The sequence below is a fragment of the Euzebyella marina genome (assembly GCF_003687485.1).
Lineage (GTDB): Bacteria > Bacteroidota > Bacteroidia > Flavobacteriales > Flavobacteriaceae > Euzebyella > Euzebyella marina.
Window position 1 is genome coordinate 3,249,916 of the sequence record NZ_CP032050.1, and the last position, 25,680, is coordinate 3,275,595.

Annotated in this window: 19 protein-coding genes; 12 read left to right on the forward strand and 7 right to left on the reverse strand. The window is 39.2% G+C overall.

Translation table 11 applies throughout. The features are described 5' to 3' along the window. Position 1: 1 nt before the first annotated feature. Genes D1013_RS13990 through D1013_RS14000 form a run of 3 tightly spaced genes read right to left on the reverse strand, consistent with a single transcriptional unit; the run spans position 2 to position 3,294 of the window. A complete protein-coding gene (locus tag D1013_RS13990; protein ID WP_121849425.1) occupies positions 2 to 745 on the reverse strand; it encodes an ABC transporter ATP-binding protein in 744 nt (247 codons plus the stop codon). Positions 746 to 747: 2 nt separating this feature from the next. Continuing rightward, positions 748 to 1,965, reverse strand: a complete 1,218-nt coding sequence (locus D1013_RS13995; RefSeq protein WP_121849426.1) for an efflux RND transporter periplasmic adaptor subunit — start codon at positions 1,963 to 1,965, stop codon at positions 748 to 750. A 3-nt stretch (positions 1,966 to 1,968) separates the two neighbouring features. Beyond that, positions 1,969 to 3,294 (reverse strand): TolC family protein, encoded by a 1,326-nt coding sequence (locus D1013_RS14000; protein ID WP_121849427.1) that lies wholly within the window; start codon positions 3,292 to 3,294, stop codon positions 1,969 to 1,971. A 231-nt stretch (positions 3,295 to 3,525) separates the two neighbouring features. Here D1013_RS14000 and D1013_RS14005 point away from each other — a divergent pair, with 231 nt between their 5' ends. The 6 genes from D1013_RS14005 to D1013_RS14030 all read left to right on the forward strand — a co-directional run bounded on the left by D1013_RS14005 (position 3,526) and on the right by D1013_RS14030 (position 9,280). Further along, entirely contained in the window at positions 3,526 to 4,614 is a 1,089-nt protein-coding gene (locus D1013_RS14005) for a sensor histidine kinase (protein WP_121849428.1), read from the forward strand. A 2-nt stretch (positions 4,615 to 4,616) separates the two neighbouring features. Next, positions 4,617 to 5,936 (forward strand): sigma-54-dependent transcriptional regulator, encoded by a 1,320-nt coding sequence (locus tag D1013_RS14010; protein WP_121849429.1) that lies wholly within the window; start codon positions 4,617 to 4,619, stop codon positions 5,934 to 5,936. A 329-nt stretch (positions 5,937 to 6,265) separates the two neighbouring features. Beyond that, entirely contained in the window at positions 6,266 to 6,607 is a 342-nt protein-coding gene (locus tag D1013_RS14015; RefSeq protein WP_121849430.1) for a hypothetical protein, read from the forward strand. Positions 6,608 to 6,770: 163 nt separating this feature from the next. Continuing rightward, the gene (locus D1013_RS14020) at positions 6,771 to 7,760 is read left to right on the forward strand and encodes an FAD:protein FMN transferase (protein ID WP_121849431.1); all 990 of its coding nucleotides are present in this window, start codon (positions 6,771 to 6,773) and stop codon (positions 7,758 to 7,760) included. After that, positions 7,757 to 7,969: a DUF4266 domain-containing protein gene (locus D1013_RS14025; RefSeq protein ID WP_121849432.1), complete on the forward strand. Its 213-nt coding sequence runs from the start codon at positions 7,757 to 7,759 to the stop codon at positions 7,967 to 7,969. The genes D1013_RS14020 and D1013_RS14025 overlap by 4 nt, the downstream gene beginning before the upstream one ends. A 6-nt stretch (positions 7,970 to 7,975) precedes the next feature. After that, positions 7,976 to 9,280, forward strand: coding sequence for a DUF3570 domain-containing protein (locus D1013_RS14030; RefSeq protein ID WP_121849433.1), 1,305 nt, complete (start codon positions 7,976 to 7,978; stop codon positions 9,278 to 9,280). Between the two features lie 3 nt (positions 9,281 to 9,283). On the opposite strand, the gene D1013_RS14035 is transcribed toward D1013_RS14030, so the two are convergent. The 4 genes from D1013_RS14035 to D1013_RS14050 are packed head-to-tail and all read right to left on the reverse strand — an operon-like array spanning position 9,284 to position 15,577. Beyond that, positions 9,284 to 9,976, reverse strand: a complete 693-nt coding sequence (locus D1013_RS14035) for a 4'-phosphopantetheinyl transferase family protein (protein WP_121849434.1) — start codon at positions 9,974 to 9,976, stop codon at positions 9,284 to 9,286. A gap of 23 nt (positions 9,977 to 9,999) precedes the next feature. Further along, the gene (locus D1013_RS14040) at positions 10,000 to 11,385 is read right to left on the reverse strand and encodes a thioesterase domain-containing protein (protein ID WP_121849435.1); all 1,386 of its coding nucleotides are present in this window, start codon (positions 11,383 to 11,385) and stop codon (positions 10,000 to 10,002) included. 29 nt (positions 11,386 to 11,414) lie between these two features. Continuing rightward, entirely contained in the window at positions 11,415 to 14,318 is a 2,904-nt protein-coding gene (locus tag D1013_RS14045; RefSeq protein WP_121849436.1) for a non-ribosomal peptide synthetase, read from the reverse strand. Between the two features lie 20 nt (positions 14,319 to 14,338). Then, entirely contained in the window at positions 14,339 to 15,577 is a 1,239-nt protein-coding gene (locus tag D1013_RS14050; RefSeq protein WP_121849437.1) for a HupE/UreJ family protein, read from the reverse strand. 390 nt (positions 15,578 to 15,967) lie between these two features. Between D1013_RS14050 and D1013_RS14055 the strand changes: the two genes are divergently transcribed. From D1013_RS14055 to D1013_RS14080, 6 genes are all read left to right on the forward strand, one after another. Then, positions 15,968 to 17,533 (forward strand): amino acid adenylation domain-containing protein, encoded by a 1,566-nt coding sequence (locus D1013_RS14055; protein ID WP_162987913.1) that lies wholly within the window; start codon positions 15,968 to 15,970, stop codon positions 17,531 to 17,533. A 2-nt stretch (positions 17,534 to 17,535) separates the two neighbouring features. After that, positions 17,536 to 17,769 (forward strand): acyl carrier protein, encoded by a 234-nt coding sequence (locus D1013_RS14060; protein ID WP_121849439.1) that lies wholly within the window; start codon positions 17,536 to 17,538, stop codon positions 17,767 to 17,769. 21 nt (positions 17,770 to 17,790) lie between these two features. After that, positions 17,791 to 21,918 carry a non-ribosomal peptide synthetase gene (locus D1013_RS14065; protein ID WP_121849440.1) on the forward strand — a complete coding sequence of 1,376 codons (4,128 nt, stop codon included), beginning with the start codon at positions 17,791 to 17,793 and terminating at the stop codon, positions 21,916 to 21,918. Positions 21,919 to 21,973: 55 nt separating this feature from the next. Next, positions 21,974 to 22,408 carry a hypothetical protein gene (locus tag D1013_RS14070; RefSeq protein ID WP_121849441.1) on the forward strand — a complete coding sequence of 145 codons (435 nt, stop codon included), beginning with the start codon at positions 21,974 to 21,976 and terminating at the stop codon, positions 22,406 to 22,408. 127 nt (positions 22,409 to 22,535) lie between these two features. Continuing rightward, positions 22,536 to 24,767, forward strand: coding sequence for a TonB-dependent receptor (locus D1013_RS14075; protein WP_121849442.1), 2,232 nt, complete (start codon positions 22,536 to 22,538; stop codon positions 24,765 to 24,767). A gap of 166 nt (positions 24,768 to 24,933) precedes the next feature. Further along, a complete protein-coding gene (locus tag D1013_RS14080; RefSeq protein WP_121849443.1) occupies positions 24,934 to 25,674 on the forward strand; it encodes a tyrosine-protein phosphatase in 741 nt (246 codons plus the stop codon). The last annotated feature ends 6 nt before the right edge of the window (positions 25,675 to 25,680 follow it).

Below are 25,680 nucleotides of genomic sequence, written 5' to 3' on the forward strand. Positions count from 1 at the left end.
ATCAATTATCGTCAATAGAAAGTTTTGCCAACTCAAGAGCGGCCTTCCCTATTTTTATGTTCTTTTCATCCTTAATGATATTTCCATCTTTCAAAACCAATGTTCTACTGCTGAAAGTTGCTATGTCGGGTTCATGTGTCACGAACGTTATGGTGATGCCTTGAGCGTTCAATTCTTGAAATAAAGACATGATTTCATACGAGGTGCGAGTATCGAGATTACCTGTCGCCTCGTCAGCAAGAATCATTACCGGATCGTTCACCAAAGACCGGGCTATTGCCACCCTTTGCTGCTGCCCCCCAGAGAGTTGAGATGGTGTATGGTACAAACGTTCGCCCAAACCTACCTTTTCGAGGGCCAAAATTGCCCTTTCGCGGCGTTCTATTGCCGTAATCTTGCTGTTATATAACAAGGGAAGCTCAACATTCTCAATCGCCGAAGTTCTAGGCAACAGGTTGTATGCCTGAAAAATAAATCCGATTTTTTGGTTTCTGATATTGGCCAGTTCGTTCTTAGATAGGTTTTTAACCGCTAGGCCATCTATTTCATAGCTTCCAGAAGTAGGTTGATCTAAACAGCCCAAAATATTCAGTAAGGTACTTTTACCAGAACCGCTTGAGCCCATGACGGTCACAAACTCCCCAGAATCTATACCAAACGAGATTCCCTTTAGGGCATGAACCACTTCATCACCCATCTTAAACTCACGTTTCAAGTTTTCTATTTTGATTATTTTTTGGAGCATGGCTACTTACTTTTTTTATTACTACCGGGCGGTTTGGGCATAAATGGACTACTCGACTCGCCTTCAACCGAAGGTACCTCAGACTCAGATTTTAAACTGTAAACCAAACTTTCCCCTTCATCAAGCCCATTTAAGACTTGGACATTCACGCCGTCGCTTTCTCCCAAATCTACTTTTCTTGGCACTATTCTTCCCGAATTATCGAGAGCCCATACCACCGTACCATCTGCATTGTTAGCTGACCGAGATTGTTCTCCTTCAGGTGATGAGAATTCATTTTGTTCGGCGTAGGCTTTCAGCATTGCCATATCCGGTTTAAAGTTCACAGCTTTTGCCTCCGTCGATAGTACACCTTGGAGTTCCAAAGTATAAATGGACACTGTTGCGGTTAGACCCGGTTTTAGTTTCAAATCTGGATTTTCGGCCTTAATCACGACCGTGTATGTAATAACATTCGATGTTTCAGTAGGATTCAAGCGTACTTGCGTCACCTGGCCATCAAATAGTTTATCAGGGTATGCATCTACCGTAAAAGTCACCCGTTGACCTTCGTTTACCTCACCAATATCGGCCTCATCAACATCTGCTTCTACCTGCATTTGCTCTAAATCTTGGGCAATCGTGAAAAGTGTAGGCGTACTGTAACTGGCTGCAACGGTTTGCCCCTCATCGATATCCCTAGATAAAACCACCCCTGAAATAGGCGAATAGATATTTGCATACCCCAAGTTCGACTGGGCTTTTTGTAAATCGGACAACCTTTGTGTGACCACGCTTTTAGCGGTACTATAATTGTAAAAAGCCTCATCATAATCAGCCTGGCTTATTACCTTATTATCAAAAAGAGTCTTTTGTCGTTCGTAAATGGTCTTCAGATAATCTCTTTCGGCAACCGCATTCTCATAAGTAGCCTTAGATTGCGAAAGTGTAGCCTTCAGATTCGTCTTATCTAATTCTGCAATCAATTGACCTTCTTTTACCTCACTATTAAAATCGACGTATATTTTTTCGACTACGCCTGATACCTGTGTACCTACTTCTACCTGATTGATGGGCTCGACAGTGCCGGTCGCGGTCACTAATTTTGCGATATCGTTCTTGGTAACTTTCACCGTATTTACCGAAACCCTTGAAGACGTATCAGATTTAAAGAAGCCAAAAATAACCGTGGCGACTATGGCCACTGCTATGAGGCCCAAAACTGTTTTTTTATGTTTCATTTTTTAAAGTTTAATTTCATTTCCTTGATAAAATTCCATGAGCTGGTAATATAAAATGCTCAAGTATTTAGCTTGTAGATAATTCTCTTGTGTATTCGTGTAAAGGTTTTGGCTTACAATTAGGTCGGCCGTACTCAAGGCCCCTAAATCATATCTTTTCTGGGCCAACCGATACGATTCTTCGGCCGCGGTTTGAGCCACCTCGGCAGCTGCTAATTGTTCTTGGGCAGAATTTAGATTTTGCCAACCGTTTTCTACTTTTTGATAAACCTCGTTTTCTATGGTCTTTAATTGAAGTTTGGCTTTATCTATATTGATCTCTGCATTCTTCACCTGTGCTTTGGTCTGCTTGCGGTTGAAAATGGGCAGACTAAGTGACAGACCAATTCTTTGATTGAAATTCACATCAAGTTGGTCGACGAAATTGGTATAATCGATACTGGTATATCCTGAACCGAGGCTTCCCGTCAATGACAAAGTCGGCAAATAACCTCCTTTTGCTATGTCTAAATCTTTTTCAGAAATAGTAATATTCAGCTTACCGGCATCTACTTCAGGTAAGTTTTGCAATGCCCTCTCATAAACTTCCATTTTATCCAAAACCGGAATCAAAACCTCAATATTTTCATCAATATCAACAAGTTGTATAGTCTGGTTCGGATTCAATTGCAGCAATTGCTTCAACTCCACTATTCTTAAATTGTAATTGTTCTTGGCCGTAATCAGATTATAGCGGTTATTGGCCGTTTGCGATTGTGCATCTGTATAATCTTGCATGGCAATCGAACCGGCATCCAGCCTTGCTTTGGCCTGTTTCTCTTCTTCCTCGGAGTTTTTTAGAATATTTTCCTGTACCAGTATAGCCTCTTTATTATAGAGGGCCTGTAAGTAAGATTCAACTACGCTGAGAGTTACATTGTTAAGGGCCTCTTGAATGTAAAGTGAATTTTGATCTAAGACTAACTTACCTTGCTTGACTTGATTGTTCAGTTGATTTCCCTGAAAAAGGGTAACGGAGGTGCTCATTCCTAAATTTGTTGAAGCAATTTGGCTCGAAACATAATCACTGGTAATGGGGTCGATCGAGTTACCGTTAGATAAGTTCTGAGAGGCGCTACCAAATAGATTAGGCAATCGTTGGGCCCTTATTTTCTCATAATCTACTTCTGCCAAAGCACCATCCAGTTTGGCATCCTTTACGGTAATATTATTTTCTAGGGCGTAGTCTATACAATCCTGCAAAGACCATATCTGCTTGTCAGTTGAAGGTTCCTGCGAACTAAGCACTCCAAAGCAAATCAAACTTACTATGCTACTAATCAATTTCATTCTTGAGATTTTTTAAACTCAGAGCAAAATTGTGAACTAAGCACATCTTATCGAACCACAATAGAAGTTCGGTCGATTTGACTATATAAAGGCCTGCTTTTTATCGACGGAATTTTAGCCAATCCATAAAAAATAAAGACCGTTGAAATTGCTCGAACAAGAATCAAGCAGATTCAAATTTTGACTTTAAAGTCGTATTTTTAACAAACACTCAACTGTAAACTAGCACCAATGACCTCAACCGAAGCACGTTTAAAAGAGCGGGTTAAAGAGTTAACATGCCTATATGAAGTCACTTCTATCATTGTAAATGCCGATTATGATGATTTGACCACGTCGTTAGAAGAGATTGTTCTCTGCATGAAAAGAGCTTGGCAATTTGATGAAGACACCGAGGTTTTATTGGTTCACGGTACTTTTGAAGTTAGTACCGAAGAGTACTCTTCAGGACTAGTGTCGTTAAAATCTGACATTAAGGTTTTTAACGAAATAGATGGTTTTATTGAAGTAGGATATCCTTCCGGGAAATATATGCTCTCAGACTTCTTGATTGAAGAACAAGACCTGCTCGACAATATTAGTTTAGCTATTGGAAATCTATTCGAGCGGAAACAGATCAGAGACCGGGAAGCTGCCATAAGCCGCCAGATGGAACGAGCCGACAGACTACATATTCTTGGTGAAATTACCGCAGGAATTGCCCATGAACTCAATACGCCTTTGGCCAATATTTTGGGGTTTGCCGAACTGTTGAAAGAATCTACGAAGGATGCCACGGCTCAAAGAGATCTTGAAAAAATTATGGAAAGTGCCATTTTCAGTAGGGAAATTGTGAAAAAGCTCATGTTTTTCGCTTGCGAAATGCCCCAAGAGATGAAAGAATTGGCTTTGAACCCCTTAGTTGAGAACGTTCTCAACCTACTACAGCCATCCTTCCGAAGCAAGAACATCAAACTAAATACACATTTTAGTCATCTTGATATCTATATCAAGGCCGATACGGTGCAAATCACCCAAGTATTGTTCAATCTCATCATGAACGCTATTTATTATTCTCCGGAAGCCGGTAGTATCGATGTTGATGTGCAACAAAAATCCAATAAAATAAAAATTCAAATTTCTGATGAGGGAGATGGTATCGAAAGGGAAAATGAAGACAAGGTATTTGAGCCTTTTTTCACCACCAAACCTTTGGGTGAGGGTTCTGGTTTAGGCTTGAGTGTAGTACACGGCATCATTAGCAGTCACCAAGGTTCTATAAGACATGAGCCCAATATACCAAAGGGCACTATCTTTACCGTCGTTTTCCCTAAATTATAGTTATGCTCAGAAAAGAGAATATTCTTTTAGTTGACGATGATATTGGTATTCTAGAACTTTTACAGCGACATTTACAATCGCTAAATTATCATACTTATAAAGCGGTTTCGGTAAAAGAGGCGGTTCGTATTTTAAAAGACACTTTTATCGACCTATTGATTACCGATATTCAGATGCCTGAAGTAGATGGGCTACAGTTGCTAAAGTTCACCAATGAGCATTACCCCGAAATGCCTAAGCTTGTAGTTACAGGCTACCCTTCCGTTTCGGGAACGCTGGAAGGTATCAAGACCGGGGCTATCGATTACCTGACAAAGCCTTTTACCAAGCAAGAACTCAAAGAGGCCGTTGAAAATGCTTTTGCCCATGCCAAAAGTCAAAATCAATCGGTTAAAAAATCCCCCTCAACCATGCCGCTTTATGAAGGCATGATCGGTGATTCAGAAGGTTTCAAAAAGGTAACCGAACTCATTGAGAGGGTCAAAAATAACAAGGCCACTGTTCTGATTACCGGTGAAAGCGGAACGGGCAAAGAATTGGTGGCCAGAGCTATACATTACTCCGGAAAATATGCACGTTCACCCTTTGTCGCGGTCAACTGCGGAGCGATTCCTGAAAACCTGCAAGAATCTGAACTTTTCGGATATTTAAAAGGGGCTTTTACAGGCGCAGTTGAAAATAGAAGCGGGTTCTTTCAAGCTGCCAACGGCGGCACGCTTTTTTTAGATGAAATCGGATCGGCATCTTTGGCGGTGCAGGCCAAGCTGTTAAGAGCTTTACAAGAGAAAGAGGTTGTGCGTGTGGGCTCGCGTAAAACGGAGAAAGTCGATATTCGAATCATTGCGGCCACGAACAGCAACTTACTTGATGATATTCATAAAAATCATTTTAGGGAAGATCTTTATTACCGACTAACGGTTGTAGAAATACAGGTTCCTTCTTTGAGTGAACGTAGAAGCGACATAAAGAAATTAGCCGAGAGCTTTGCCAATAGATATGGTCTAGAGTATAAAGACCGCCACTTCAAACTATCTCCGGAAGCTTATGAAATATTAAATCGGTATGATTGGCCGGGCAATATTAGAGAGCTGGAGAATGTGATACAAAGAGCGGTCATTATGGCCGACCGTAGCATTGAGATACAGCACTTACCTGACCGGCTCAAGTTTCAGATTTCTTTTGAGGATGAGAAATTCATTCCCTTAAAAAAAATGGAACAAAAATATATTGAGCGCGTGTTGGAGCATACAAACGGCAATAAAACAAAAGCGGCAGAAATTCTTCAGATAGACCGCAAAACCCTTCGCAGTAAATTGAATTGAAAGAAATGGGAAATTACTCCCCGCATGGGTAAAAACGCCTCGGAACCTAAAATTAAATTTTATTTGAAATTTATTTTAATTATATGATTATCAATAATATACAGTAACCACCTAAAATCATAGTTCAAATCGGCATACCCTTTGCCTTTTAGGTGACAATGCTGACAATTGATGAATGCATTATAGCTTCATACCCTATTCGGCAATTATACAAGAATGTCAATTTATAGCTTTAGACTGACATGGTTGTAAGAATTCAAAGTAAGGGCAAAAGTTATACTTGATCGATTGGCTGGCAGAATTTAATTGTTAACCTAAAATTTAAGAACATGATTAAATATGCAGTAGCCTTATTATTCTCAGGAGCTTTATTGCATGCGCAGGAAAACGTACAGGTGGGTGATGAATTAGAAATCGGAAAATCAGAAACCAGAATGTATCAACACATTGAACTTCCTAGGGCAAATTTCATTATCAAAAGAGGTGGTATCGCCAATTACAAGGCCTTAAAAGGTGAAAAAGTAGTGGTAACCTCTATCAAAGAAAATGAAGATGGCTCCAAAATGATCAAGATCAAAAGAAAGAACGGTCATCGCTTCTTCGGAAGCCATCCTGTTGTAGCAGTCAATTATGAAAAGGCGTTAGAATCGGGGGAAATTCTTACCCAATAATTTGATTGGTTAGTCGAGCTGTCCGGTTTGTACAGGGAAAAGCCGGGCAGCTTTCTTTTAGTAGTATCAGTATGATTCCTTCCTTACTACCCTGAATATCTTCACATTTTTTAGTTCTATAGGTTTTTAAATGTAACTTTAGATAGGTTTTTGATCTATTCTTATGCTCACATTAAAAAAAACCATTTTCTCACTTTTACTGCTCTACCCTATCTGGACGCATTCTCAAGACACTTTCAGAAAAGACGTTTTTCTGATGGGGTGTGATTTTGACATAACAGTAGTAGCCGATAATGAGGCAGAGGCCCAAGGGTTTATTCATTTGGCTATCTCTGAGATCAAGCGAATAGAAAGCCTCATTTCGTCATGGAGTTCATCTTCACAGACTTCGCATATCAACCGAATGGCGGGTAAGGAGCCCGTCGTTGTTGACCCTGAGCTTTTCCAATTAATTGAGCGGTGCATTCAAATCTCGAAAAGCACTGATGGCGCCTTTGATATTTCTTACGCTTCTATAGACCATATCTGGAAGTTTGATGGAAGCATAACAAAAGCGCCCAATAAAGAAGAAATCAAATCATCTGTCAAGTATATCAACTATCAGGAAATCGTGCTCAACCCTGCACAATCTTCTGTTTTTCTAAAGACAAAAGGAATGAAAATAGGTTTCGGTGCCATTGGCAAAGGTTATGCGGCCGACAAAGCCAAAGAACTTTTGGTCTCCAAGGGCGGTCAGGCTGGTATTATCAATGCCTCTGGTGATATGAATGCGTGGGGTACGCAACCTAATAGCGAGCCCTGGCAAATTGCCATAACCAACCCTTTGAACAAAAACAAAGTCTTCGCACGGTTGCCATTAAAAAATCGGTCGGTCGTTACATCAGGAAACTACGAAAAATTTATTGTGCTTGACGGAAAACGCTATTCCCACATTATTGACCCTAGAACGGGCTGGCCCTGTAACGGTTTAGCAAGCGTTACGGTTCTGGCACCAAAAGCCGAACTGGCCGACGCCTTGGCCACTTCTGTTTTTGTAATGGGCATTGAGGCCGGTCTAGATCGAATCAATCAAATACCCAATGTAGACTGTATTATTATCGATGATCAGGGTGGCATTCATAAATCAGCACATATCGAAATAGAAAGCTTATGACGAAACAGACTATTTTATTAGGTTGTCTCATTTTAGCCATGAGTAGTTGTACAGCCGTAAAAGAATACCAAAAGGTCAACATAAACGACCCCAATATGCAACTATCGGAAAAAAAGGTTGATAGAAACCTAACTATTATGCATTCTTACCGTGAAGGATCGGTAGGTGCAAATGGGGGTAAAACAGGCGGTGGCTGCGGATGTAATTAAAAAAGCATGACTAATTCAATCAAACAATTCATTGGCATTTTGCTTCTTGGCCTATCTACCTCCCTTTTTTCTCAAGATGATCAAGATTATAAGAGACGTGTTTTAGAATCGTCGGAAATAGAGTTTCTCACTAGCTACTACACTCAAGACGGTGACAATGCTGCCGTTACCGGCGGTGTCGGTACTGAAGAGTTGACCGATGCAACGGGTACCGTTGTACTATCGATACCATTGAACGATGATGACATTCTAACCGTTGATGCAGGAATATCGGCCTACACATCTGCATCTTCAAGTAACGTGAACCCTTTTGATAGTAATGGGGCAGGCAACCCTTACAATGCCACCACTGGAGCCTCCGGTTCCGATACCTGGGTTAATTTTACAGGTAGCTATACCCATAATTCTGACGATAGAAACTCTATCTGGTCGGGAAAATTATCGGTGAGTAGTGAATATGATTATTTCTCTCTAGGTTTCGGGGGAGGATTCACCCGGTTAATGAATGAAAAAAACACCGAAATAGGTGTAAATGCCAATATTTACTTGGATAAGTGGAATGTTATTTATCCCATCGAACTTAGACCTTTTACGATAGGCGGAGTTGGCGAATTCCGACCAAGCGAAATTACAGGCAACCCTGATTACAATCCTAACTTTACCGAATTAAACAAAAGCAACAGAAACTCATACTCGTTAGGTCTTACCTTTTCGCAAATCTTGACCCAAAATTTACAGGGCTTGCTCAGTTGCGATATAGTTAGTCAAAGTGGTTTACTTTCTACACCGTTTCAAAGAGTGTATTTTAGTGATGTTCAAGACTCTTTCATTGAGAATTTTCAATTGGCCGATGATATTGAGAGACTACCCGACAACCGTCTAAAACTTGCCTTCGGGGGCCGTTTAAATTGGTTTATAAGTTCTTATCTTACCTTAAGGAGCTATTATCGATACTATTTAGATGACTGGGGCATTAATTCGCACACCTTAAATGCCGAATTGCCCATTAAACTCTCCGATAAATTTACCGTTTACCCTTCTTACAGGTACTATACACAGAACGAGGCAGATTATTTTGCACCCTATGAATCTCATATTTCAACTAGCGTTTTCTACACCTCTGATTACGACCTTTCAACATATGATGCGCATCAATATGGTTTCGGAGTGTCGTACACCGATATTTTTACCAAATTTCGCATCTCAAAAATAGGTTTGAAAAGTATTGACCTGAAAGTTTACAAATACGACCGCAGTACACCGTTAAAATCAGTCATCGCTACAGGTGGATTCAATTTTGTTGTCGATTGATGCTTAGCCTCTCCAATGGTAAAAATTCACATCGGCAACTTTGCTTTTAACCGCTAAAGCGCCAACATAACCTTTTAAAGGTTCAAAAGATTTCAAATGCCATAGCTCATGTTCATTGGCATCCCAACCAGTTGCTAAGAGTTGAGCTTTTTCTTCCAAAGAGACCGTAAATTGATTTAAGGGAAACGACAGACCTGATCCCTCAGCCTTAATAAAGGCTTCCTTTCTTGTCCAGATTCGATAAAAAGCCAAATGTCTATCCTTTTTATTGAGCTTTCGAAGCATGTCAATTTCCTGAGCGGAAAAAAAGTTTAAGGCCAATTCCATCGGATTGAAATCTTCCTTTACCAATTCCACATCAACACCTACTATGCTTTTTCTGAAAAAGGCCAACAAAATACATGTTCCCGAATGGGAAACGTTGAACGAAAAATCAGGATGCTCAGGGAAAAATGGTTTATCAAATTCACCAAGGGAAATATTGATAGCGTTAGCGGGAACCTTCAAGTAATTGCCCGATAGCGTTCGAAGGGCACTTCTGGCCAAAATGTTCAAACGTCTATCTTTCTCAAATTTGAAACGCTGCGACCTTTTTACTTCCGAATCGGTTAAAATCGAGGAAAACTTGCTTAAATCATCAGGGAATCTATCAGTATCAACAATCCATACATCAACAATTTCTTCTTTTAGATTCATACACCAAAGTTAGCCCAAAGTAGTCAGTTGCCCTCTATTTTATCTAGAATTGCATCTACCTTTGATGTGGTTTCCTCAATATTCGAGTCTAAGAAAAGTCGGTCATGATGGCCCTCAGTTGGTTGAACGACCACTTCTGTTTTGGTCATCTGTTTCCAAGATTCAATTACCTTATCATTGAATTCAGGGTCTTTTTTATCGGTTAGAAGCAAATGAATGGGCCCGCTCACAGGTTGCCAGGAGTAACCCTTATAAATTTCAATATGATTTAAGTGTAATTTTTGAACTATTTTTTCGCTTCCTGAGACTTTCATTCGTTTTAATCGTTCTCTCGTAGGTTCGATAAATTTACTCTTAACAAATCGTCGGACGGTTCTCACAGGATTTTTTACCAGTCTGCCAAAAAAGGCCTCTGCCCTAACCTTTGTTTTTGAAGCGGCAAAAAGACTTAAATAATCGGCCATTGTATCAGCAATAATCAAATGTGCCGTCTCCGATTCGTTCTCCAATAAGCGGGTAATTTCTAGACCGATAGCCGTATTGAAACAATAGGATACAAAGTAATAGGGTCCGTGTGGCTTTACCCTTCTCAACTCAGAAATAAAATCTTTGGCCATTTCATTTACCGTTTTGTGGAGAATTAAATCCCCCTCATGGGGAGATGCCTGTAAAACATAAATAGGGCGGTCGGGTTTTAAATGCTTTGCAAAGAGATTATAAAAGAAGAAATGAGTGCCCCCACTATGAAGGCATATGAGAGGAGCCTTTGAGCCGCTTGACCTTACTTTGACCAAATGTTTGAATTCGCCGGGCGTTTTTTCCAATTCCTTTTCTTGCTCCTTCCCTTCTAAAAACTCGGCCAAAGATGCGATGGTTTGGTATTCAAACAATTCTTTAGGGCCTAAGGGGATATCGAGTTTTCTTGCTCGGGCGATAACTTGAATACTGAGAATAGAATCACCCCCAATATCAAAAAAGTTATCGGTTCTCTTTATTCGATCTAGGCCCAAAACATCTTTCCAAATTTGGGAAAGCAGTTCTTCCGTTTTACTTTTCCATTCAATGGAATCTTCTTTGGCTTCATCAAGAGATTGAGATTGGGCTTTCGTAAGAGCTAGTTCTTTTCTATTTACTTTTCCGTTTGGCAACATGGGAAATTGCTCTAAAAGCACCATTTTAGAAGGAACCATATAATCAGGTACTTGGCCCTTCAGCTCCTTAAGAACATCCTGTATCTCAACCTGTTTATCAGTGGTAAGATAGGCAACCAATCGCTTAGAAGTATTTTTTGGTTGATTCAGTGATTGATTTTTCTCTTTGATAAGCTGTACTGCCCTTAACCACAACAATTTCTTTTCGTCAACCGACAAACTGTTCACTCTATCTTGTATGGATTCTATAACCGGCATATTCACTTCAACTTTACCTCGACCCTTATTTATTTTAACTTTCCCAAAGTGCCCAATAGTTCTTCTATCTCATCGACGGATAAATTTTCTTGAAGTTCTTTCCAAAAATCAGTAGAATCTTCAAAAGAACTTAAGCTGGGTTGATATGTATTCTCATCAACCTCTTCCACTTGAGCAATGGCTCCACTAATACCCTTGATTTTCAGCAAAACGTTCTCTATCTCGTCAAGTTCGATACGATACCCTCTTAGCTTTATCTGTTGGTCAGACCTCCCGAAAAATTCAATAGCACCATCTTGCCTGTATCTACCCAAATCACCGGTTTTATACATTCTCACACTTCCTCTATGGGGTATATCCACCTGTTTAAAAGCATGTAAAGTAAGTTCTGGCCTATTGATATAACCTGGGGTCAAACCAGGTCCCGAAACATAAATTTCGCCGATAGCTCCCCAAGGAACCATTTTATGGTTCTTGTCTAAAAGGAATAATTCACTATTAGCCGTTGGCTTACCTATGGGTATTGAAAGTACGGCATCGGACTTTTGAATTTGATGAGCGGTACACCATACCGTGGCTTCGGTCGGCCCGTATTCATTATAAAGCTTGGTCTTCGGTAATTTATCGAAATGGGATAAGCACAGATCTTGCGGACATGATTCTCCCGCCACCATGACAGTACGTAGACCTTGAAGTTTTGAAATCATACCATGGCTAAGTAAAAGCTTATAAATCGATGGCAGCATCAAAGTATGGGTGATTTGTTGGTCTTCTATAAGACCGGCCATAGCCTCCATATCCTGCTCTATTCTATTGGGTGCCAGAACCAGATGACCTCCTGTACAAAGCGTCCAAAAAACACCTGCTTTCGAACTATCAAAAGAAATAGAGGACATTAATAAAAAGGCCTCCGGATTTTCTTCGTAAAACGATAAACGGCCTGCGGTAGAACTTAAAATATTACCATGTGTAACCGGTACACCTTTGGGTTGACCACTGCTTCCTGAGGTGTAAATAACATATGCTATATCACTTCTATCTACTTCATTTTCATATATTGAACCACCCGGAACATCATCCTTTATTTTATCAATAAGAAGGAGTTCTCTAGCGCCATCGGTAAGTTTTTCATTCAGTAAAGAATGCGTTACAACCAAGTTGCAATCGGCATCTTTCAAAACAAATTCCAAGCGCTCTAGAGGATAGTTAGGGTCAATTGGCAGATAGGCGCAACCTGCTTTTAAAATCCCCAAAAGACCAACTATCATTTCTATAGACCTGTCTAAACAAAGACCTACTATCTCTTTTCGCCCTTTCAACTTGTACCTTAATCCAGCTGCCAGTACCTCAGCTTTTCTATTCAATTCTAGATATGTGATAGAGGTGTCGTTAAAGCTTACGGCAATAGTATTAGGTTTTGTCTCGCACACTTTTTCTATTACGTCATGAATAGAATTATTCCTTGCAAAAAGGTCTATTTCATTACTTTGACCATTGGTAAAGAAAGTTATTTCTTCATCGGTCAACATAGTTAAACTCTCAATCGGCGCTTGTATATCTTTGACAATCGATTCTAGCAAGTTTTTATAATGGGCCAGCATTCGATTGATGGTCTCGGAAACAAACAATTCGGTATCGTATTCGAACATGAGTGTCAAACTCTCTTTCTTTTCTGCTACGGAAAGAGTTAAATCGAACTTGGCAACACCTGTATCAAACTCACTGTCATCCAACAACTTAAGATTCTCACCAAAAGAAGGTAGTTGCTCTTCAGGGTGATAGAGAAACATTACCTGAAAAAATGGATTTACCGACAGGGAACGTTCCACTTTTAATTCTTTCACCAACACATCAAAAGGAACGTTCTTATTCGAAAAGGCTTCAAGCGTATTCTCCTTTACTTTTTTAACTAAATGATTAAAGGATATCTCTCCTTCAAATTGGTTTCTTAGAACAACTGTATCGACGAAGAACCCTAATACATTTTCGAGTCCCTTTGTATTTCGATTAGAAACCGGTGTTCCAATCAGAATATCTTGTTGACCCGTATATCGAAATAGAAGAATATAGTAAGCTGTAAGGAAAAAGTTGAACGGTGTTACGCCTAACTGCTTACATAAAGTTTTAATTTTCAATGTCAAATCAGCCGACAGTGGTAATTTGGCCTGTTTACCGGTAAAGCTGGGTCTAACGGGCCTTCTTCTATCAAGCTGAAGGTTGAGTGGAGGTAAATCTCCAGCTAATTTATTTTTCCAATATAGAAGTTGCTCTTCATCTACGTCTAGTTTCTTCTGCCAATGGGCATAATCTAAATAATTTAAATCGGCCGAGGTTTTATCCTCTGTCGGCTCCCCTTGTATCAGTTTTTGATAAGAATGTGCTAATTCACCCTTTAGAAGCCCAACCGACCATTCATCTATGATGATGTGGTGAATGGTAAAAAACAGGGTGTATGTATCTTTATTTTGCCTGAAAAAAGATATTCTTATGAGAGGGGGCTCGGCCAAATCAAAACCTTTTCGGGCCTGCCCCTCCATTCGAAGGTTCATTTCTTTGCATGCCCTTTCATGACTCAAATGGGTCAAATCATATTGTTCTATGGGCACTTCTGCTGTTGAAATTCTAATCGAAGGTCCATTCGATGAGACATCGCAATAAGACCTTAGAATGACATGTCTTTCAATTATTTTATGAACGGATTCTAAGAGAACTTCAACATTCAATTCTCCCTTGAAAACTAGTGCTTCGGAATAATTATAAAACGGGTTTTCAGGATACAGCTGTTGTAGAAACCAAATTCGTTGCTGATTACTGGACAAAGGTATAATGGCATCTTCCGGAGCCTTCTCGATAATAGGCCCGGCATTTATTGCATTCTTATCCCTATTTTTCCATTGGCTCAACAAAGAACCTTTGCTTTCCCTTTTTTCCAAAAACTACGACATTAAGCGTTTTACATCAATCCGATAAATCGGGCAATGGGGTACAAATTTCTATTAACGAATTCGTCAAGCGGCAGGTCGATGTCGAAGGCCCTTTCGATAAACCAGTAGGTTGAAACCAATATGAGAAGAGCGGAAACCCCCACTAACAATTTCGGATACAGTTTGCGATTACGTATGAGGTACAAAATCGGGAAAATTAGTGCGATGATTACTATTTGACCAATTTCGACCCCTACATTAAACCCAACAAGAGATAAGGTAAGATATTCTCCTTTAAAACCTAAATCACCTAAAACACTGGCAAAACCAAAGCCATGAAAAAGACCGAATACAAAGGCTATTACCCAATCTTTTCCCTTAAAAATAGGTTTGATATTATGCAAAGCGGCCAACCCCACGGAAAAAGCAATAATCGACTCAACCACACGAGACGGTAAGTTGATAATATTAAGTGAAGCCAAGCTTAAGGTAATCGTATGCGCTAAGGTAAAAAAGGTAACTATCTTCAATATGTAGATAAAGGCAGGCCTGAACTTCGGTACCGGTTGCCAGCCAAAGACATTGAATCTCGATGATTCTTGAACCCCTTCATCTTTACGTCTAACCACTGAAGGTAATATCAAGGCCAGAAGGAATAAAATATGGTCCATACCAATCCAGATATGCCAAATACCTTGTTTGACCATTGCCAAGAATCCTTTCCAAAGAGAGGTTTCGGTCAGGTCTATCACTCCCCTGGGCTCATCTTTGCTTAAGTAGAGGGCTACAATAGATTCATTATTGATCAAACCGGCTTTCCAATTATATTCCATAGCAATCAAACCCCTATGCGAAGTATCTTCGGTCATGAAGGCGTCATATTCAACAATCAGGTCATCGGGTAAGTTCTCAGATGGCTCTAAATGAAAATGAAAGTTGATGAAATCACCAAAATCAGTATTAAGCTTGGTCAATTCGCCTGTAAATACAATTTTGTATTTGCCTCCTTTCTCCGAAGAAAATGCTAAATGCTTTAGAAGATAAGCCTCAATTTCTTTTCGATGGGGCCTTATCTGATCAATACTCGGGTGAAGATTGACATCTAACCCAAATACCGATTGCAGTTCATTGGCATTTACCTCAACTCTACCCTCAATTCCTGTTTCTTCATAAATTCTTAGGTAGATAAGACTTTGTTTCGGTTGGTGGGCCCAAGAGACTAATGGCAACAACAGAAGCAGTGCCAGTAACGGTAACAGTTTTTTCATAGCGATTCAAAAGATATAAAAAAATAAACACAAGTCATTGATACAAAATCAGGTAGCTATTAAATGAGTTAAAAAAAGTATGTGAGTAGCTCTAGCAAAATTTCAAGTTAAGGTTACATTTGAATAGCCTCCCTAAATCATTCATGCATACCGAATCATTAATTTCTTTGTATAATTTATGTTAAATATTAGTGATTTATCAACGGAAGGCGTGCTGTAAGGCAATATTATCGATTATCGACACCTAAAATCGGATTATGTTCATTTTAGAATTTGAAAACTAAAGTTTCAAGTTCTAACTTTACCATGCTATGAATTAGAAAACTCGCCTATACTGTTTTAGGGCCGGTTTTCATTTGCTGAAAATCAAAATTTATTCAGTTCCCTATTGTGATATATACATTACATCATATCATTGAAGAGGCTTCGAAGTCAGCTCCGCATGCCATCGCTTTTAGTTGTCTTAACAAGACATTATCCTATAGTGAACTGGAGTTGAAAGCAAACCAACTTTCTTATCACTTAATATCCGTCGGAATTCAAAAGGGGGATCGAGTCGGCATTTTCATGAACCGTTGTATTGAAACCGCTATTGCCGTTTACGGAATTCTTAAATCAGGAGCTGCCTATGTACCCCTTGATCCGTTTGCCCCTATTTCGAGAACGGTTACCATTGTTGACGATTGCCAAATAGCATGTTTGATAAGCACGCCCCAACAACAATCAAAAATTAATACCCTCGTAAAATCCGTTCCGAGGATTAAAAATGTTGTGGGATGCGAACCAATGGTTGGGCCAAGCGGTACGAAGTGGGAAGATATCTTTGCGCAAAAAGCTACTACTGCCAAAAGAATTGAAATTTTAGAAGATGACCTGGCGTTCATTTTGTACACCTCAGGGTCAACCGGAAAGCCAAAAGGGATTATGCATACCCATTATAGTGCATTGAGCTTGGCTAAAATAGTCGTTGATACTTTTGATTTTGATGAAGATGATATTTTTGGCAATCCCGCGCCGCTTCATTTCGACCCTTCTACATTTGGCTATTTTGTGGCTCCTTTGGTCATGGCCAAAACAATAATTGTACCTGATGCTCATCTTAGACTGCCTGTGAGTCTTAGCGCTTTAATCGCGAAAGAAAAAATAAGCGTTTGGTATTCAGTGCCGTTAATGCTTATCCAACTTCTACAGAGTAATACATTAAATGAGCATGAATTTAGTTCTTTGAGATGGGTCTTTTTTGCGGGCGAGGTTTTCATTCCAAAGCATCTGAAAGCACTTATGGAGGTGTGGCCACATGCTAAATATTGCAATCTGTACGGACCGGCGGAATTGATTCTTTGTACCTATCATGAACTCAAAGAAACAATAACAGGTGAAGAAAGCATACCTATTGGCAGAACTTGGGCAAATACCGAACACCTAGTATTGAACGAACAGAATCAACCTGTTCGGAATGGGGAAACAGGAGAACTAGCTGTGCGTTCGGCAACACTTATGCGCGGTTATTGGAACAATGTTAAATTGACAGAAAAAAGTTTCCATCGAATAAAGATTGCCAATGGCTACGACCACATTTATTACCGTACCGGCGATTTGGTAAAACTTAATAAAGATGGCGAATTACTATTTTTAGGAAGAAACGATAGGCAAATAAAGCTCAGAGGCTACCGGATTGAGTTAGATGAAGTTGAATCTGTTTTTTTAAAACATGAAAAAGTGCTCGAAGTTGCCGTTGTAATTATTGCTTTGGAAAAAGAGGCCCAAGAATTAGCCGTAGCAATTAAACTAAAAGATGATTCAGACGTAAGCGAAGCAGAACTAAGGCAATTTAGTAGTGAACATCTTCCCGCTTATGCAGTTCCCACATATATTGAAATATTTGACGATTTTCCACGGACCAGCTCCGGGAAAATCAACCGGCGCCAAATTGCCGATATTATTGACCAAAATTGACCATGAAAGAAACTATAACCAACTATATAATCGAACACATTACAAAACAGAAGGTTTCCGGCATTTCAGAAGATGAAGATTTGTTAGGTAGCGGATTGGTCGATTCTTTAGGAATGATGAAACTCATTGCCTTCATAGAGAAAGAATATAACCTCTCCATCCCCTCAAAAGATATGACGGTGGAAAACTTCATGACGATAGAACAGATTCTAAACTATATAGAATCAATCAAATAGACTTGATACCATCCCCCCTATATGAATAACTCAAACAAAACTAGGTTACCACTGACCCAAAGTCAATTATCGCTTTGGGCCGGTCAGCGAATATATTCAGAAGTACCACTTCATAATGTTGTCTATACTTTTGAAATTCAAGGGGATATTGATGTTGTTATCTTCAAAAGGTCTTTCGAACAGCTGGTTGAAGAGACCGATATTTTAAGAATGACATTCTCAGAAATAGCGGGAGAACCATTTCAAGAAATCAATAGTACCGTTCCCTTTCAATTTGAGTGTTTAGACTTCACTGAAAAAAGCCAAGAAGAAATTGACCAATGGGTGAGAGTCAATACACGGTCACCCATCAACCTGGCGGAAATAGTTTTCGACAGCCGCTTACTCAAGTGCGATGAATCTAAATTCATATGGTTTCTGAAAATTCATCATTTGGTCACCGATGCGGTCACCTACCAATTACTTTTTCATCGTTTATCCGATATCTATCAAGCACGTTTAAATAATAATGACTCTAAGAACGTATTGTATGCCTACCGTTCATATTTAGAATACGAGAGAGAGCAAGTTGCCGAACAGGAATTAAATTCGAATAGGGAGTATTGGGATAAAAAAACTTCAGAAGTTAACTCAAGGCCTGCTTTATATGGAGAAAAGTGGTCGAAAAATTCTACAGAAGCCAAACGAATAGAGATTGCGCTCACTCCAACGCAAACTGAAAAACTAAACAATCTTTGTCAAAAAACCGCTGTACGAAGTTGGACAAAAAGCGCTACCCTTTACAACCTTTTTGTTACGGTTTTTGCCACTTACCTACATAGAATTAGCGGACTCTCCAAGTTTAATATAGGATCACCCGCCCATAACCGAAGCACTCTTGATTTTTCAAAAACGGCGGGGCTATTTATTGAAGTTCTACCCCTAACTATAGAAATTGATGATGACGAAACTTTTATTTCGTTACTGGATAAAATTAAGTTAGAAGGTAATTCTTTTCTTAAGAACGTTCACCCCAGTATGGTCGGGTGTCTGAACGGTGAACCACCGTCCAATATTCTGAATTTTATAAATGTTGAATTCAAAGATTTCAATGGCTGGCCAACGCAAGTCAGGTGGGTCCATAACGGCCATATAGATGCATCTCATGACATTCGCTGCCATGTTTATGATTTTAAGGGTGAAAGTAATTATACTGTAGCCTTTGACATCAACACGTCAGTGTGTCCCCAGAAAGACTATGATAAAGTTGCCCTTCATTTCAATTCAATTCTTGATTCCTTATTAGAAAATCTTGAAAATGCTATTGACAAAAAAGGGCTGGACCCCATTAGTCAATCAACTTTCTTATCAGGTACTCATACACCTATAACAGATTCGTTTCTTAAAAAATTCGAAGAATTCGCTGCCAAAACACCGAATAAAGTAGCTGTACAATCATCTGAACAAACCCTCACCTACGCTAATCTGAACAAAAAGGCCAATCAACTGGCGAGGTATTTGGCTGAAAGAGGACTTGAGAATCAATCGAGAGTTGCTGTTTTTCTTCACAGAAGTCCCGATTACCTTATCAGTATTCTGGCCATTATGAAATTAGGTGGCGTATTTGTTCCGATAGCATCTGACCAACCCGTGGAAAGGGTTCAATACATTTTGAGAAAAGCAGATTGTTCCCTTATAATCACCGAAGAAAAACTTTCCGTTGGTCTTGATTTTGAGAAAGAGAATATAGTCAGAACGAGCCATTTTTCAGAATTAGAAAACCAGAATGAATTCAGTTCTTCTGGTCATGAGGTAGAGAATCTATGCTATATTATATTTACATCAGGTAGTACAGGAAAGCCAAAAGGTGTCGGTATATCAAATAAATCGTTAAACAATTATTTAAATTGGGCCAGAACGGCCTACTCCATTGACCAAAACTCGGTCTTCCCTTTATTTACTTCGATTGGTTTTGACCTTACTTTAACCTCTGTGTTTCTTCCGCTTTTATGTGGTGGACGTATCATTGTTTACCAAGAGAACCCATCTGGGCCCGACACCTCGGTATTAAATGTCTTTTCAGATAACCTGGTCAACAAAATAAAACTGACCCCCAGTCATTTAGACTTGGTCAAAGAGCACGATTTTAATCCATCAATACTGGAAACCATGATTCTAGGAGGGGAAGATTTGAAAACAACCTCCGTAAGCAAAATTCAAAGTCAATTTTCAGAAAAGATTGAAATCTTTAATGAATATGGTCCGACAGAGGCTACCGTTGGTTGTATCGTCTCTAAATACGATGCTAAGGAACATAAGGGTGTTTCTGTACCCATAGGTTTGCCCATTGATAATACACAACTACTCTTACTCGATACTCATAAAAACTTGGTACCTCAAGGAGTAGTTGGTGAAATATACCTTTCGGGAACCTGTTTGGCGAATGGATATATCAACGACCAAGAACTTACGAACGAGAAGTTTTTAGAAAACCCATTTTCAAATCAATCTAAAATATATAGAACGGGTGATCTAGGTAGACTGAATTCAAAAGGAGAGCTGGAATACCATGGGAGAATTGATTCGCAGATTAAATTACGGGGATATCGCATTGAACTAAATGACATTGAGGCGAACTTATCTGAGTTTGAAGGAATCGACTCTTGCGCTGTCATGCTTGTGGACAATAAAGACCAAAAAACCGAAGAGGAAGTCTTTAATTGTACGAATTGCGGATTGCCTTCTAATTACCCAAGCACCGATTTTGATAAGAATGGTGTTTGTCACCTCTGTAAGGCTTTTGAGAACTATGAAGAAAAAGTGCATCAATACTTCAAAAGAGATGAAGAATTGGTTCGATTGCTCACTTCCAAAAGAGACATCAACCCCAATTATGATTGTATTTCACTGCTCAGCGGGGGTAAAGATAGTACGTATGTGCTCGCCCGTTTGGCAGGTATGGGCCTTCGAGTACTGGCATTTACCATGGATAATGGATATATTTCAGAACAGGCCAAAGAAAATATAGACCGAATTGTAAAACGTCTAGGAGTCGACCATGTTTATGGAAAAACCCCGCACATGAATGCTATTTTTGTCGACAGTCTACAACGGCATCACAATGTTTGCAATGGCTGTTTCAAAACGATTTATACCCTTAGTACCAAGATTGCCGTAGAAAAGCAAATACCTTTTATTGTGACGGGTCTTTCACGCGGGCAATTTTTTGAGACACGCCTAACGGAAGAACTGTTTTGGGATCAGCAACTTGATTCTGAAAAAATAGACAACACAATTTTGGAGGCACGAAAACTCTATCATCAAGAAAACGATGCCGTAAAAGAGCTATTAGATGTTTCGATGTTCGATTCAGACGAGGTTTTTGATCAGGTTCAATTTGTCGACTTCTATAGGTTCAGCGATGTTAGCCTTGAGGAAATGCTCGTGTACTTAAAAAAACATGTGGGTTGGAAAAGACCGACAGACACTGGTCGCTCGACGAACTGCCTTATCAACCAAGTGGGCATCTACGTGCATAAAAAAGACTTGGGCTATAGTAATTATTCATTTCCTTACAGTTGGGATGTTCGTTTGGGCCATAAAACCAGAGATGAGAGCCTTGAAGAAATTAATGAGGTAATTGACGAAACCGAGGTTAAAAAAATAATGAATGAAATTGGGTACAATCCTTCGGCACAGCAAGAAAACGATAAAAAATTAGTTGCCTATTTCACAGGAGCTGAAGGCCTGTCAATTGAGAAATTGAGAAAGTTCATGAACCAACGCGTACCTTCCTACATGGTACCTACCCTATTTCATTTTGTTGCAGAAATGCCGCTGACCAATAATGGAAAAATAGATAGGGCGAAATTATCTGAAAATAAGATAAAACCGATACCAACGGATTGCCCCTATGTAGCTTCTTCCAATGAAATTGAAGAATTAGTTCAAAAAATATGGATGGATGTTCTCTTACTTGACCGTATTGGTATAAAGGAGGATTTTATTTCACTAGGAGGTCATTCCCTAGCAGCCATAAGGGTTACGGCCCGCATTAATGAAGAAATTGAAACCAACTTTCCTCTCAATAAAATATTTGAATATCCTACCATAGAAAGTTATTCTAAATATATAGAGGAAACACTAATAGAATTAATGAACAAAAATTAAAACCAAAAAGAAATTTTCTCGTAAATATTCAAAGAGAAACTATTTGATAATCAGAATGAAAGAACAACTTGTGAAATATGTTGCGCTTGCTATTGCGGTCTGCTATCTAGCAAACCCAATGCACGAACATATTACAGAGTTTTTTCATGACACAACGCACTTTTTCGAATCTCCTGAAACCATTATCAATCATCACTCTTTTGATAAAAGTCATTCTCATGGGGTTCATGAGCATGTAGGTCATAACAACTCGCACGAGCATAATCTAATCGGTCTTCTAAATTCAATTTTCGAAAGTTCAGATGAAGACCAAGGCCATAATCACGATTCAATTATGACTTTTTTGAAGTATGACAAACATATTACGGCTTCCATCGACTTTCTATCCTTTACACTAATTCTAATCACTCCACCAGTTTTCAAATCAAATTCCGATAAAATAAAAAAGGGCTTTCTTCCCAAAATATTTGAGCCTCCAAAAGTTAGTTAAAGGTATTCACTACTTACAATTTAAAAATAGTCCCTCGAAGACTATTACATCTTAAAAAGAAACACAGGTCTTAAAAAGTTTGAAATCAAAAACCTTGTAGTACCTGTATTTCATAACTAACTATTATATGAAAAATCTAATTACTCTGGTTCTTATCATCTTGGGTGGCGTTACTTCTTATGCTCATGATTTATACGGAACCGTAACCAATGAGAACCAAACTGCACTTGAAGGCGTGGGGGTCTATAATAAAACAACCGGGGGTTATACCTACACAAATGTATCCGGATATTTTGAACTAGATGATGTATCTGTAGGTGATGTCATCTATTTTTATAGCTTAGGTTTCAAGAACCATCAACTGACCATTACCGAAGATTTACTCGATGGTACCATTCAGATTACGCTTGAAGATTCGGTGGTATCGTTAGAACAGGTTGTGCTTGTTTCGAAGGTAAATGCCATGAGCAACTTTGTAAATGTTGATGTAAAGGCAAGCCCGGTAAAATCGTCTCAAGAAATTTTAAGAAAGGTTCCGGGCTTGATTATAGGGCAACATGCCGGAGGCGGAAAGGCCGAGCAAATTTTCTTAAGGGGGTTTGATGTTGACCACGGTACAGATGTGGCTATTAACGTTGATGGCATGCCCGTAAACATGGTTTCTCACGCACATGGGCAAGGTTATTCAGATATGCACTTTATAATTCCAGAAACTATTGATAACCTAGATTTTGGTAAAGGTCCTTATTATGCCCATAAAGGTAATTTCAACACGGCCGGTTATATTGACCTAAAACTTAAGAAGAAAATCGAAGATAACCAGATTTCTTTAGAGGCAGGTCAGTTTAACACGCTTCGGTCTCTGGGTATGTTCAAAATAACGGAAAGCGATTATAGTAATGCCTATGTAGCCTCTGAACTTGTTTTGACCGACGGTGCCTTTGAATCACCTCAAAACTTCAATCGAATCAATATCATGGGGCGGTATAATTTCAATAACAGAAAAGACCAAGACCTGAGCATAACCCTTTCACATTTTCAAAGTAAATGGGATGCTTCTGGGCAAATTCCGCAGCGAGCAGTTGACCAAGGTTTAATATCTAGATTCGGGGCCATTGATGATACAGAAGGTGGTAATACCAGTAGGTCTAACTTTCTGGTTAACCACACCAAACAACTTGATGAGCATTCGAGAGTTAAATCAAAGGCTTTTATTTCAAAATACGATTTTGAGCTGTTTTCCAATTTCACGTTTTTTCTTGAAGACCCTGTAAATGCCGATCAGATACGCCAACAAGAAGACAGAACAATTATTGGTGCCGAAACGAGCTATGAACACTCGATTCATGTAGGTGACCATGATTCACAATTAAAATATGAATCAGGATTGGGCTTTAGGTACGATGACGTTAACGATGTACAGCTTTCTCGTACTATGAACCGAAAAACGCTTTTGGAGCGATTAGCTTATGGAAATGTAGACGAGTTAAACGCCTACGGGTTCATCGATGTCACATACAAGAAAAATAAATGGACTATCAACCCAGGCCTACGACTGGATTATTTTAAGTTTGACTATGAAAATTTGCTTTCTGAAAGCTACGACAACAAAAGTGAGGACAAATTTTTTGTTGGTCCGAAACTCAACCTCATTTATGCCGCTACCCCTGATTTACAGTTCTTCTCAAAGTCTGGAATAGGTTTCCACTCCAATGACAGTAGGGTGGTTACTGCTCAGAGCGGTGAGGAGATTCTACCACTTGCAATCGGTTCTGATTTAGGAAGCATTTATAAACCAACCGACCGACTGGTTATAAATGCCGCTTTTTGGTATCTTTTTCTTCAACAAGAGTTTGTGTACGTCGGTGATGCCGGGATCGTAGAACCAAGTGGTAAAACAGAAAGATTCGGTGTAGACTTCGGTCTGCGTTACCAATTAACCGATTGGTTATATGCCAACGGGGATATCAATTATACCCATGCAAGAAGTACTGAAGACCCAGATGGTGAAAATTATATTCCCCTTGCTCCTGATTTGACCTCGTCTGCCGGACTATCTTTCAGTAACATCAATAATTTCTCAGGAGGTATCAATTATAGGTTTGTTAGTGACAGACCTGCCAATGAAGACAATTCTATAGTAGCTGAGGGCTATTTTGTTACCGACTTAAATCTTAATTACAGCATTAAAAACTGGACATTAGGTTTAATTATTGAAAACCTTTTTGATACCGAATGGAACGAAACGCAATTCGCCACTGAGAGTCGACTATTCAACGAGCCACAATCGTTTGAAGAAATTCATTTTACACCTGGCACCCCCTTCTATTTGAGAGGAAAGGTTTCCGTTAATTTTTAGCATTTTGTGTAACTTCTTTGTTAAGGCGGTGCGTTGCACCGCCTTTTTATATTTGCCTAAGGCGAATTCAGTTTAAAAACATACAATGTATCTTTGCATGATTTTTTAATTTTCTTATCATAAAGTACGGGTCAGTTCCGTTAGCATTCAAATTCTCATTAAGTGTATGTTTAATTTCTTCAGTCGTAAAAAGCATTTAATAGACCATCTGAATGGTTTTGTAGACATTCACAATCATATTTTACCTGGTATTGATGACGGAGCAAAATCAGTGGAGGATTCACTGGCCCTCATCAGCGAGTTTTCTTCCTTTGGTGTTCAAAGAATGATTGCAACACCGCACATAATGAATAATTATTACCCAAATAATAACCAAACTATTTCTGCTGCATTAAAAAAATTAAAAGATTCTTTAACAAAGGAGAACATTTCAGATTTCTTCATAGAAGCCTCGGCGGAGCATATGATTGATGACAATTATGAAAACCTCTTAGAACGGAATTCAGTAATGCCCATGAAGGGTAACTATATTTTGGTCGAGATGTCTTATTTGCAGCCTCCCATAAACTTTGAAGAAGCCATTACCAAGACGTCAGAGCAACGTTACTTTCCTATATTGGCACATCCAGAACGCTATGGCTTTCTTCATTTCAGAAAGAGAAAATATAAGGAGTATAAAGAACAGGGAATGCTCTTTCAAATGAACCTACTGTCTTTAGGTGATTATTACGGTAAAGAAGTGTCAAAGATGGCCTTAGAGCTTTTAGATGAAGGGTTAATTGATTTTTTGGGCTCAGACATTCATAATCTTAAGCAGATGAATGCATTGAAAGAACTTGCATTGCCTGAAAAAACACTGGAGAAACTTCTCCCAATTATCGATAGAACTATTACTAATTTTTACTAGTAGATT